Raw genomic sequence first — 13,331 nt, forward strand, 5'->3', positions numbered from 1 at the left:
CGGAGTAGTGAGCCACTTGTGCTATAGAAATTAATACCTCCCTGTATAATTGAGAAGCATGCGTTACCGCATGACAATTCTTTTATAGGGAGGTTTTTTTTGTGATTAATTGTCGGAAGATTCTAGATCTTCATTTAGAGGGGATGAGTCAGCGTACAATCAGCGCTAGCACGGGTCATTCAAGGAATACGGTAGCTAGTGTGATCCAAACGGCAAAAGCAAGAGGAATACAATCACTTAACGACACGATGACGAATGCTTGGCTAAATGATTTTCTGTTTCCTGAGAAACAAGCAGTCGAGAAAGGCTATTATCCGGTGGACTGGGAAAGGGTGCACAAAGAACTTCAAAAGAAAAATGTTACGTTGAAATTATTGCATTACGAATATGCAGCTGAAGCACGCTTGGGAAAGAAGATTCCCTATGCGTACCGTACATTTACTGAAAAATACGGGAATTATGCAAAGAAATATAAAACGACGATGCCAATTCGTCGTAAACCTGGTGAAATTATGGAGGTTGATTGGGCAGGATCTACGCTAACCCTTCAAGACCGGGCCACAGGTGAGAAGATACCAGTGTATGTGTTTATCGCTACACTTCCTTATAGTCAATATAGCTATGTTGAGGGCTTTATAGACATGAAATCTCCGAGCTGGCTTACTGCCCACATTCATGCATTGGAGTATTTTAGAGGCGTACCTGAGACGGTGGTGCCAGACAACTTAAAAACAGGTGTGATCAAACCTCTACGAGGTGAACCGATTTTGCAGGAAGCATATCGAGAGCTAGCTGATTATTATCATACAGTGATAGTTCCAAGTCGTGTCCGGAAACCGAAGGACAAAGCAAGTGTTGAAGGAACAGTTGGCTTTATTTCCAGACAGATTATAGCTGCTTTACGCAATTATCCTTTTTTTCATTTAGAAGATTTGAACCAACACATTTCAGAAAAACTTGAAGAGATTAATACTACTGCTTTTCAAAAACGTCCAGGCTCTCGTAGAGAAGTATTTGAGGAAGAGGAGAAGCCCTACCTTCGCTCTCTTCCTCGCACACGTTACAAATTGACGGAATGGAAAACAGCTAAAGTTCAACCGAACTACCACATCCAGGTTGATCGCATGTATTACTCCGTCCCCTATGAGTACGTCCGGGAGCAGGTAGAAATTCGCCTAACACCAGATCTACTTGAATTTTACTTCAAAGATGTACGGATTGCATCCCATAAGCGCTTAACAGGCGATATTGGACAATATTCGACCTCAGTAGAACATATGCCTGATCATCATCGTTTGTATTTAGATCATAATCCAGAGAACAACCGTGCTTGGGCCAAAAGCATTGGTCCATCCATGGAAAAGTTCGTTGGTTTAATTTTTGAACAAAACGCAGAGAAAAAAGCATTGTCCATTGTGAGCGCTCTTAGAAATATAGCTGAAAAATATGAGCCAACGACGTTGGAAAAGTCAGTAGATACTTTACTAGTCATATCAAGTAACCCAACTCTTTCAGTTCTTAAGAGTATTCTAGACCGCGAGGCTAAAAGGATTCCGCCGGAATCACCTGCCGAAAAGTCAAAAGATATGACTAATGATTTTGGATTTGTGCGTGGTGCAGCTTATTTTGGAAAGGAGCGTTCTAAATGAATCAGGAAACTTTACGAAAACTAACCGAAATGAAAATGGGTGGTATGGCAGATATTTATCAGCAACAGAGCCAAAACCGCGAATATCAAAGAATGGATTTTGATGATCGCTTTCAGCTTTTAGTAGATCATGAATATGATCGCAGACGTTCAAATAAATTAGAGCGCCTGATCAAACAGGCAACGTTGAATGAACCTTCAGCTGCCATTGAAGACATCGAATATAATCCAGATCGAAAACTGAATAAGCAACTCATCTTAGAACTAGCAACAGGAAATTATATTCAACGACACCATAACATTATCCTTATGGGCGCTTCAGGAAACGGAAAAACATGGATCGCAAATGCCTTTGGTGTTCAAGCATGTCGTCAGTTTTATAACGTTAAGTACATTCGTCTTCCTGAACTATTAGATGAGCTGACAGTGGCTAAGTTCGAAGCAGACGGAAGCTTTCGGAAGTTGATCCAAAAATACCGGAAAGTAGATGTATTAATACTGGATGAATGGTTATTAACTGAACTTCCTGAAGAACACGTGATGCTTATATTGGAAATTATTGAGTCAAGGCTCAAAAGAGCCTCTACCATATTCTGTTCACAGTTTTCCCCAGAAGGATGGCACGCTAAATTAGGACAAGCTCAAGTAGCTGATGCCATTCTTGATCGTATTATTCATGATTCCTATCACATCATGGTCGATGGAGAGATTTCAATGCGTGAACGCCATGGATTGGTGGGATCTTCATGATTCCTGTCGAAGTAGAGAACCGTATAGCCACGTATTTTTTTCATCGTTTTCTTCCTGAAGAAGTAATCGAGCAGATTGTAGAACTCCTTCTGCCCCTCTGTCTGGAAGCTGATGAAGAGGATGTTTTTGATAATTTAGTTTTGAGCCACTTTTATAATTAGTGATCATATAAAAAATGAGCCACATGATTTCCAATTCTAGTAACCTCTCTTATGATAGAAAGTGACCAAACTTACTACATAGTCGAGGGGAAGAAAAAGGATGATCGAAATGGCTCAATTCTATAATATCAAATTCTTAAAAGAGGTTGAAGGTTTATCACAAAGGCAAATTGCGACAAAACTTGGGGTATCTCGCAATACCGTAAGTAAGTATTTATCCCAAAATGCAGCTCCTACCACTGTATTAAGAAAAAGAGTATATAGAACAAAAGAATACTCCGCAGAAACTAAAAGAGTCATCCCAATTATTGATCAGTGGTTGGAAGATGATCAAAAACATTGGAAAAAGCAAAAACATACTGCAATTAAAATTTACAAAAGATTAGTAGACGAATACGACTTTAAAGGGTCAGCTTCTAACATACGTAAGATAGTAGCCAAACGTAAGAAAAAGATCCAAGAAGTTTTCATTCCACTTGATTTTCAACTCGGCCACCAATTTCAATTCGACTGGGGAGAGGCCGATATTATTCTTCAAGGTAGGACACAACGCATATTCCTCTTTTGCGTTCAGCTTTCCGCCAGTCGAATGCGGTTTGTGAGAGCCTATATTCATGAAAAACAGGAAGCATTCTTGGATGGGTTTGTCCATGCCTTTGAATTCTTTGGAGGAATTCCAACGGAAGGACTACTTGATAATCTTAAAACAGCAGTTGTGAAAGTCCTTCAAGGAAGAGATCGATTAGAACAAGAAACCTTTGTCGGTCTTCAGGCTCATTATGTGTTTAAAGCAGAGTTTTGTAATCCCGCAAGTGGAAACGAAAAGGGACGGATTGAAGGAACTGTAGGATACATAAGGAGAAATGCCCTGGTTCCATATCCAGAGGTTCAAACCATAGAGGAATTAAACCAATACCTTACGGACTGGTGTTTCAAGGAAGCAAGCAGGACTCACGTACCAAATAAATCTGAGACTGTACTTGAAATGTGGGAGAAAGAAAAGAGCTATTTATCGCCTCTTCCTCCAATCCGTTTCGAAGCGTGTAAACTCTTATCATGTAAAGTAAATAAAACATCGCTCATAACTGTTGATACCAATCGTTACTCTGTTCCTTGTCGATTCGCTGGCCAAGAAGTTTGGGCAAAAATTTTTGTCGACCGAGTAATCGTAGTGGCTCAAAACCAAGTGATCGCTGAACACGTTCGCTCATATGAAAGAAATCAAATGATTACGGTTCTTGATCATTATTTAGAGATATTACTTAAGAAACCAAGAGCCATTAGAGATGCGCATGCATTCCAGACTACTGAAGTACCTGATGTATTCAAGCGTTTCCACCTAAAAATGCGTGAACAAGAAGGTGCCGCAGGAGACAGGAAATTTATCCGACTACTCCTTCTTCACCGTGATATTGGGATGGAGAGGTTAACAAATGCCTTTTTAGAAGCAGAAAAAACGCAAGTTTTCCGATATGAGGTTGTACACGAAATAATTCAAAAGCTCACCAATCAAGATATATCATTCCAGCCTCTCCCGACGGACCAAACGCCTATTAGCCTCCTAGATTATAAAGTTAGTAAGTCTAATATTGAACAATATGGACAACTTACAGGAGTAAATAACAAATGACAACTGAACTTTTATTAGACCACCTTACTAAAAAACTTCGGATTCCCATGATCGCTGCCCAATATCGTTCACTCGCTAGAGAAGCTGAAGAGCGTAATTTCACCTATGAAGAGTACCTGTTGGCTTTATTAGAAAGTGAATCTGAATCTAGAGAAGAGAATCAAAGACAAAGAAGGCTTAAGCAAGCGGCATTCCCTATCCACAAAACATTAGATAGTTATGATTTTAGTTTGATGCCCAGTTTGAATAAAAACCGGTTTCTTACCTTGTCCAAAGGGGATTTTGTGGAGAAAAGGGAAAACATCATTTTTTTAGGAAACAGTGGGACCGGAAAGTCCCATCTCGCAACGGGAATTGGCATTGAGATGATTAAAAATGGCTATAAGGTAAAATTTATCTCAGCAGCTGAGCTAGTAGAAGAACTCCTATTAGCTAATGAAGAATACAAGCTTGGAGCCTTGGAGAAACGGTGGCTCAAAATTGATTTAATCATTGTAGATGAACTTGGATATGTACCATTTACCAAGATAGGAGCTGAGTTACTGTTCCAATTTTTTGCCGGACGATATGAACGTGCGAGCGTAATGATCACTACTAATCTAGAATTCACAGAATGGACGTCCATCTTCGGAGACGAAAAGATGACAGCAGCTCTGCTTGATCGACTTACCCATAAGGCCCATATTCTCCTACTCAACGGAGAATCGTACCGGTTTAGACAATCTATGAAACAAAAAGATGAAAGTAATAAGTAAGAGTGCGACGCGAGGGATTTAGGGGGGTGCCCCTCGGGGCACCCCCCTAAATCCCCATGCATCCCACATATATGGTAATAACTCAGGAAGAAGTGGCTCACTTTTGAAGTGATCGCTCTGGCTCAAATCAAAGTTGACAAATACAGAGGAAGATTTAGACCAGGATGATCTTGTCAGACAAGCTGTTACAATTATCGAAGCTCAGTTAGAAGGAAAGAGTTTTAAGTAACTCACACAGCCATCGAAGTAACTAATTTCGATGGCTGTTTTAATACATAATGGAGATATTGGCTCTATGCAATGCATTAAGTGGCTCTATTATCCGCACTTGGTGGCTCAAAAGTCCGCTCAAGCGGCTCTTTCCTAATGCAATACTCAGCCCGGAAGCCTCCAATGTCTTCTCAGGAAAAAGAAATTCCTCAATCCATTTATCCGTCATTTCTTCCTCTAACGGACAGACTAGCCCCTTCTTTTCGGCCAGGCCGATGATCTCAGTTACTTTTTGACGAGAATGACCAGTACTTGAGGCTATACCTCTAAGGCTGATTCCCTCATCGTGTAACTCCAATACCTTTCGATAATGAATCATACAAAAAATACCTCCTGTATATTAATGACACACCCGAAGGTGTGTGCTCACTAATTATACAGAAGGCATAGTGGTAAACAGCTTGTCATTTGCTGGTACATTCCTTGTCACTAGGTGGTAAATAGAATGTCATTGGTGGTACAATTCACTGGCCGTAATCATCGAGAAAATTGAAGCTTATTTTAGAAGTGTTCAACTCGTTTAAGAAAAGATAGATAAGACCATAGAGATAACTAATCTCATAGATATTAATTATTTGAGGACAGGTATCTCTATGGTTAATTCTATATAGGAAATTGTAATGAAATATCAAACCATAAAAAATCATTCAGGAACTCTCCTGAATGATTTTAAATCAACATTAGAAACTATGTTCCAAATTTCCCTGCTCCTCTTTCTTAAGACTTTGACTTTGATGATACTCCACTGCTTTCAGCGTTGTAGTAAACTCCACTGTCGAATCTATATCTTGAACCAGCTTTTGCAATTCCTCTACATCCGTATAAAAGAATTCTTTTCTTAGGTTAATTTTATTAACTCGGTTAGTCTCAAGCCTTTGATGAAGTTCTTGTTCTAATTCTACTGCATTGTCACTGAACACCATCGCATGAACATCAAATTTGAACGGAACCGAGGCATCACCAAGCTCATCTATTCGATCCATTGGATTCAATCTTCTCGTCATACCGACTTTGAATGTCTTTTCTCCAAACGAACCTAAATTAGATATGATATAAACATATCCAGCCCTTCCGTTTGCTCTCTTAACAATTTCTTCTTTTTGTTCTTCAAGTTGATCCACTTGAGTCTGAAGTTCTAGTAATCTTGCTTGAAGTGCTGCGATTTTATCAATGTCTACCTCTTTTTCAAGAAGGGCCTTGTTCTTAGCCATTTCGTTCAAGTATTTCTCTTCTTCCTTTTCAATTTTCTTTCTTTCCTGTTCCAACTGTCTTTTTTCTTCAGCCTCTTGACGCATTTGTTCTTTGATTCGGCGCTGTTCTTCTTTTTCCTTTTCCTTCTGGATATAATACTTATATTCTATTCTGATTGCATTAATGTATAACGGCTCCAACTCTGATAGAAAACGAGTGATGGTTGATAAAATACTCGCATTTCCTTCCCCGCAAATGATTAAGTACTTATTGATTAGGGCTTTCGTGTTTTCTTCTGCTTTCTCGATATTCGAGTAACTTAAAGTGTATAAGATGTTTTGTAGCTCAGCCTGCAATCCTATTACCATCAGATTATAGATTGTCTGATTGGCTTTTGTTGTATAACGGGATTGATAAGTTTTCAACAGATTCTTGATTATTCGATTATTGGCTGTCATTTCTTTCCGAAGTAACTTGGAATCCTTATGGTGAAGGTCTAAGTTAACAATCGTATCCAATACGCCATCCCTTAATGATTCTTCCAGTATCTCAAGTTCCTTTTGGATTTCATCAAGGTTAATGGTCGTTGGAAACCTTTCAATTAGATTCTTAATTCCCTGACTCTCAGTGCTGAATTTCCTCGTATTCTTTACTACTTTTGCAAGATCCGTACGCTTATTTGTCAGGTCCTCTTCAACTATTTCTAAGTTCCTTTCATACTCTCTCTTTTTGGTGGTAAGCTCAGATAGTTCTTTTTCTACGATTCTTTTTAATGAGGCCGCTTCTTCCCGTGCAGCTGTAATGATGAGGTCTCTCTCATCTTGAAGGGATTCCTTCACTTCTACTGTTACTTCTTCTATTAGCCTCTCCCTGTCTTTTATCTTTTCATCTATTTCCTTTAGCTGTTTCTCTTTTAAAGGTAACGTCTTGTTGATGGTGAGTAACTCTTTTATCTTCTTGAACATTCATTCTTCCCCCTATTAATTAACTTTTTCCTATAAATAACACTATTTTGTTATCCATTACATTTAGCACTAATTTCTTACTCGCAAGCAAGGAACATTGAGAGGTCAACTATAAACATGCTATCTCAATATGATATAATTGTGTTTTTGTTATCTCCAATATTTCGATATAATTTAATTTTTCACTACAAATTATTTATATTCTTACTTCAATCTCTGTGAGCTTCAACATACAATAATGCCAAGCATATTTATCCATTAATTCTTCATTACCATATAATTCACTTTGCAATATTGTAAATATCCTCTTTAATTTTTTTATCATATCTTCTTTTATTTCATTATTATTAATATACTCCACATTGTTAAGGGTATATCGGAAAAAATTAAAGTGCTTTTGCTCAATTCTATTATTATTTACTAGAAATTCTTCCAAGTCATCTACATCTTTAATTATTTCTGAAATTGTATGATTTTTATTAGTTAATTCGAATCTCTGTTCATTATCAATTCTTACTTCCGATAAATTTAATGTAATATTTTCTTTCAAATTCATAACCTTAATAAAATGATTTACATTACTTTTATAAAATTGAAATGATCTTAAAAACAAAGTATTGTTATTCTCCTGTAATTTTGAATAGATATAATCTATGATGTGTTCAAACTCACTAATAAAATCACCTGAGTGAGAGGACAATTTTTTTTCAGGAATTAATGCTATTAGTTCTTCATTTAATGCCTTTAGCTTAAGTGCCTTTTCAAAATTACTTTTTAAATTGCTCAACGAAAATTTGTTATCTTCTATATTCAACATCCATATCAACATTTTCAAATCATTTTGAATACCCACTATTAAAGGAAAGTCCATCTTCTCTAAAAGGTTAAAAGCAACAGTTTCTTCATTTTTACTATTAAAACTTAAATTAGAAGTTTCCATCAATTTTAAAAGTGCTTCTAAAAAAATTGGAGCATTAATAAGTTTATTTCTCTGGGCGGTCTCAAGTAATTTAAAGATATCAATAAGATCTACTTTACTATTTTCAGCCATGGTAATAACGAGCCCAGTCAATTTATATATTCTATCAAAAAGAATATCATCTGACTCTTCTCCAAAATGAACATAATTGATAGCCTCTACATACATTCTTATATCACGAATTTCCATAGCATCGACACTTTTTTCATTATTATCCAACTCTTTTAATATCTCCTCATGTTTATTCTTAACCTTTAAGAAAATATCTTTTGATATTTTGTTAGAGAATATTATAGAATCATAAAAACTGTGCCTTTTCTCATTTAATATCCTTTCATTATCAAAGATAATAATGCTGCTTTGTTTTTCATTTAACAAAGAGAATATAAAACTATTTTGATTTTCTGAAAGAAACCTCGAAAAATCGCCTAATTTAATTAGTTCTTCAAATTCTTCTTTGTATATCGTCTTAAATATACTAAGTTTAAAAATCAACTCACTTATTTCAATATCTTGGTTTTCATTTACTATTTCATTGATGAGATCATTTTCTATAAAATCAAAAATTTCCTTAACTTCACTAATAATTTTTTTCACATATCTAGCATTGCTACATTTTTCTTTAAACTCACTTAAATTATTTTTAATATCAGCTAATTCTTTAAAAATATTATTATCGTTTATATTTCCTTTTTGTTCATCTATTATAGTTTCTTTTGTTTGTATAAGTTTGTTTATATTTTCTTCGATGCTGGATAAATAAAGACTACAGTTATCTTTTAACGTATTAACCTCACCATTAATAAACTGCAAGTTATAATGTGGTAATATTTTATCAATATAGTGATTAAAAATTTCACTATTTTCTACTTTACTTAACTCAAATTTTTTGTTTATAAATTTTTCTAAGTATTCATTATTTATTCTATTAGAGATAATATTTTTATAATCTACAATGAATATTATCGTAACACCTTTTAAGTCTACAATTTCTTTAATGAACGTTAGTATGCTGTACACTGTGTCTTCTTCAACTCTGTCCAAGTCATCCACTAATATGTATATTCTTTTGTTATCAGATACTAATTGTTCAAGGTTTTGCTCTAATTTTAATTTATATTCTCTTAAATCCTCTTTTTGCTGTTGGGAAAAACCATTAAAAAAACTATTCATTAAATTGAGATGTTTAAAATTCACAAACTTAACTAGTAAGTTAAAATAATCACTGTATGCAGAGCCTTTACCTGTATAGATTCCATTGTTTGTCAAAATTACTTCCACCTGGTTAAATACATATTCTAAAAGTTTCTCTCTTGAATCCAATATCATAGGCTGAATAAATATAATTTCACTGTTCTTGTTTTCAAGTCCTTGTTTTAACACATTTACAAAACTAGTCTTCCCTTCTCCCCAAGACCCAGTAATAGCAACCGCATAAGGGTCAGCAGTGTTCATATTCAGTAAATAGTTGAATATTCTAATGTATTCCTTCTTTCTTGAAGGGAATAAATCTTCAAATGATAATATTGGCAAATCTGATTTAATATTAGGTTGGTATTGTTTTTCTTTCTCATTATTACCTTGAAATCCTATCCAAAAAATAATTAAAATAAATAAAATAAGCAAGTTCCATAACAAACTGTAATTATTTATTATGGCAGATATAAAAAATAAAATAGAAACTATATATAATATCTTTAAGTAGTTTGAGACAATAGGTTTTATTGTCTTATATAAAATTAACTCCTTGATAAATAAACCTGTAACAAAAATAAGTATTATAACAAATATTTTTAATAGGCTTTCTGAATGAGTAGCTAAGGGACTACCTACCACCTTTAACAAGACACCTAAAGAAATAGCTATCAATATATGCAAATATAATGTAATTATTTTTTTCTTTTCAATCCTGAATTTTTTATGTATATTATCTACGACGAGCAACATAAGGGCGATAACCCCTATGACTAAAAATACATTATATAAACTTTGCAATATCCTCATCCCTCAATTTTCTTTTTAAATTAAGAAAGAAAGTCACTTGACTTCCTTTCCTTAATTATTTTAATTACTTTCAATTAAATATTGATAAAGAGAACTCTCCACCTCATGCTCCAACAACATATTCATCCGCACAACCGGCAACTCCTTACCGTTCTTATTCAACATGGTCGTCTGTTCCTCACTATCTTCTTCAGGCACAGCCTTACCAATGTAATAAAAATCGGTTCCTTCATCATCGTCTTTTTTTACAAAGAGGTGTATATCTAACCCTTGCTGCACAGCATTAATAATCTTCCTAACCTCTTGAGATCCTAGAGTTCGGTTACTCCGTGTGTACCATCTAAACACTTCTTGATTGATAAATTCATCGCCATAATTAACACTAGATTCAACATCTTCATTCTTATGATAAGTAACAAAGATCGGACATGTTCCATGCTTGGGCTTATACCCGTACATAGTGGAGCTCTCATCATTTAGCCAGTTTAATAACTTACATGCATCTTTACGTGAGTATTTTTGGTACAAGGTTAGGTGATTTGAACAATCGTAAGTACGGCTCTTTTCTTCTGCCGTTTTTATAAAGTCATACACCAATGACTTAAAGTATTCATTGCGTGAAATACTCTCAACGATTGAATCATTAAATCGATAATGTTCTTCCTCTCGCACCACAATTGGCTCTTCACCATACTTCTTTGCCGATGCTTGAGTAAAGAATGACAGATTCAATACTCGTTCTACAGCTGTTAAAGTCTCTTCATCTGTTCTACATCCGGTTATAGACAATTCCTCAACGTACTCATCCTGTAGCACTTCTCGTCTTTCCAGTAACAGCTTTAAAAAAACAATCTCATGCTTTCTCTTCCCATTTAATACTTCTTGAGAAAACATCGTTAAAACCGAAGTTTCGTACTTAGACATAGAAGGTACTTCTTCATTCATTCTTTCCAAGAACGTATGGTAATTCGATTTCATTTCACTCACGATTACACACGGATCAATTGAATTATAGGTAACAAAATCATATAGATATGGAACTCGGCCAATTTTATTTTTCAATTCTACATACGTATCTCTTAAAATCTTAAAGGATGTTAGCTTCGTATCATTGATCGACTTAAAGATTTGCTTTTTAGCAATCTCTTCAAAATTAATCGTAGATACACCCTTGATATAACATGTATCCTTTGTATGACGGCGAATATTATCTTTGTTCTGAGACCGATCACCGGATAAAGCGACTGGGATCAGGTAGTTATTCTTATAGTTCCCAATGAAGTCGATCACCGTTACATACTCTTTACTGTCATGCTTTCTTAGTCCACGTCCTAACTGCTGGATAAAGATAATACTTGATTGCGTTTGTCTTAGCATGACAACTTGATTGATACTTGGAATGTCGACACCTTCATTAAAGATATCCACCGTTATAATATAATCTAATTGTCCTTTTTCTAATTCATTAACCCTACTTATTCTTTCCTCTTGAGAATGATTCCCTAATAATGCTACTGTCTTTAATCCTCTCTCATTCAGGACTTTCGAAAGCTCGATTGCTTCCTCTTTTCTGCTACAGAACATTAACCCTCTTACCTTATCTCCCGAATGACCGTAGTACTCAATCTTCTCTAAGATATGTTCAACTCTCTCATCTGTAACAAGTTTGGCTAAAGCAGCTGTTTCATCTAATAACTCACCGTTGAATTCATAATCAGTTACGCCAAAATAGTGAAAAGGACACAGCATATCTTCTTCAAGCGCTTCCTGCAACCGAATTTCATAAGCGATATTGTAATCAAACAATGAATAGATGTTGAAATCATCTGTTCTCTCTGGAGTAGCTGTCATCCCCATTAAGAATTTCGGTGTGAAGTATTCCATCACTTTCACATATGAATCAGCACCAGCTTTATGTACTTCATCCACTAACACATAATCGAATTCTGCAGGATCAAATTGATTCAGCATATGATCCTTAGACAATGTCTGGATCGTGGCAAAAAGATACCTTGCTTCACTTTGCTTGGAAGTTCCTGATAAGATCCCGAAATCTCGATCAATACCGCCTAAAACTCTTTGAAAATCTGATTTCGCTTTTTGTAAAATTTGTTCACGATGAACGATAAATAGCATTTTCTTTGGTGCAAATCGTCTTACATCAAAGGCAGATAAATAGGTTTTACCTGTACCAGTGGCTGAAATAACCAATGCCTTGTCTTTGCCTTCTGCTCTCACACTTTGAATACTTTGTAAGGCAGCTTCCTGCATTTGATTAGGAACAATCTCTACTGCATCCTTCAGAGAGTTAAGCTGGTATTGTACAGGATGCTCAATCACATTCTGGATGTTTGGCAGGTTTGACGCCTGATATGTTTTCTCATACTCCTCAATCCATCCAGAAGTCAGGTGTATTGCTTCACCCCATACTTCTTCAAACTGATCAATAAAGTGATGAATGATCTCTCCATTTTCATGTGAGTTTAATTTTACGTTCCATTCGTAGTTTGCTTTTAACGCCTGTGCAGTTAAATTTGAGCTACCAACAATTAAGGAATAATGAGTACTATGTTTAAATATGTACCCTTTGGCATGAAAGCCCTTTAGGTTGGTTAATTTCACTTCAACATTAGATATTTTCATAAGTTCTCGGAATACGTTGGGCTGATTGAATTGAAGAAAGGTAGATGTAAGAATTCTTCCTTTGATCCCCTTTTGCTTAAGATCCCAAAGGAGTGCCTTTAACGTTGCCAAACCACTTTCTGTGATAAAAGCCACTGAGAAAAAGAAATCATCACAATGACTTAATTCTTCAAGAATGGTAGAAAGAATATTCTTATTATACTTCGCATTATTGATCAACAACTGTGGTTTGTATCGTGTAGATTTACCGTGTGCATGATCTATAAAACCTTTATATATTGAGTCCGTTAAGTTTTCAACAAAGTTTGCCATTAAGATCTCCATTCATTTCCAGT

9 protein-coding genes are annotated in these 13,331 nt (G+C 35.5%); 5 read left to right on the forward strand and 4 right to left on the reverse strand.

The annotated features are described in order from the left end of the window. Positions 1-101: 101 nt before the first annotated feature. From istA (ATG71_RS22815) to istB (ATG71_RS22830), 5 genes are all read left to right on the forward strand, one after another. Positions 102-1,649 carry an IS21 family transposase gene (gene istA / locus ATG71_RS22815; RefSeq protein WP_098441640.1) on the forward strand — a complete coding sequence of 516 codons (1,548 nt, stop codon included), beginning with the start codon at positions 102-104 and terminating at the stop codon, positions 1,647-1,649. Continuing rightward, positions 1,646-2,398 carry an IS21-like element helper ATPase IstB gene (gene istB / locus ATG71_RS22820; protein ID WP_098441641.1) on the forward strand — a complete coding sequence of 251 codons (753 nt, stop codon included), beginning with the start codon at positions 1,646-1,648 and terminating at the stop codon, positions 2,396-2,398. Before istA (ATG71_RS22815) ends, istB (ATG71_RS22820) begins: the two co-directional genes overlap by 4 nt. After that, a complete protein-coding gene (locus ATG71_RS23560; RefSeq protein ID WP_179886619.1) occupies positions 2,395-2,559 on the forward strand; it encodes a hypothetical protein in 165 nt (54 codons plus the stop codon). Before istB (ATG71_RS22820) ends, ATG71_RS23560 begins: the two co-directional genes overlap by 4 nt. 100 nt (positions 2,560-2,659) lie before the next feature. Then, on the forward strand, positions 2,660-4,189 hold the full coding sequence (gene istA / locus ATG71_RS22825; RefSeq protein WP_098441642.1) for an IS21 family transposase: 1,530 nt from the start codon (positions 2,660-2,662) through the stop codon (positions 4,187-4,189). Beyond that, positions 4,186-4,944: an IS21-like element helper ATPase IstB gene (gene istB / locus ATG71_RS22830; RefSeq protein WP_098439458.1), complete on the forward strand. Its 759-nt coding sequence runs from the start codon at positions 4,186-4,188 to the stop codon at positions 4,942-4,944. Before istA (ATG71_RS22825) ends, istB (ATG71_RS22830) begins: the two co-directional genes overlap by 4 nt. Before the next feature lie 268 nt (positions 4,945-5,212). Here the strand turns inward: istB (ATG71_RS22830) and ATG71_RS22835 are convergent, their stop codons facing one another. The 4 genes from ATG71_RS22835 to ATG71_RS22855 all read right to left on the reverse strand — a co-directional run bounded on the left by ATG71_RS22835 (position 5,213) and on the right by ATG71_RS22855 (position 13,308). Beyond that, positions 5,213-5,533 carry a hypothetical protein gene (locus tag ATG71_RS22835; protein ID WP_286163105.1) on the reverse strand — a complete coding sequence of 107 codons (321 nt, stop codon included), beginning with the start codon at positions 5,531-5,533 and terminating at the stop codon, positions 5,213-5,215. A gap of 361 nt (positions 5,534-5,894) precedes the next feature. After that, positions 5,895-7,370, reverse strand: coding sequence for a GIY-YIG nuclease family protein (locus ATG71_RS22845; protein WP_098441644.1), 1,476 nt, complete (start codon positions 7,368-7,370; stop codon positions 5,895-5,897). Positions 7,371-7,566: 196 nt separating this feature from the next. Then, the gene (locus ATG71_RS22850; protein ID WP_179886620.1) at positions 7,567-10,344 is read right to left on the reverse strand and encodes a P-loop NTPase fold protein; all 2,778 of its coding nucleotides are present in this window, start codon (positions 10,342-10,344) and stop codon (positions 7,567-7,569) included. A gap of 69 nt (positions 10,345-10,413) precedes the next feature. Then, a complete protein-coding gene (locus ATG71_RS22855) occupies positions 10,414-13,308 on the reverse strand; it encodes a DEAD/DEAH box helicase (protein WP_098441646.1) in 2,895 nt (964 codons plus the stop codon). Positions 13,309-13,331: the final 23 nt, after the last annotated feature.

The organism is Bacillus sp. es.034, assembly GCF_002563655.1.
In the GTDB taxonomy this organism is placed as follows: domain Bacteria; phylum Bacillota; class Bacilli; order Bacillales; family Bacillaceae_B; genus Rossellomorea.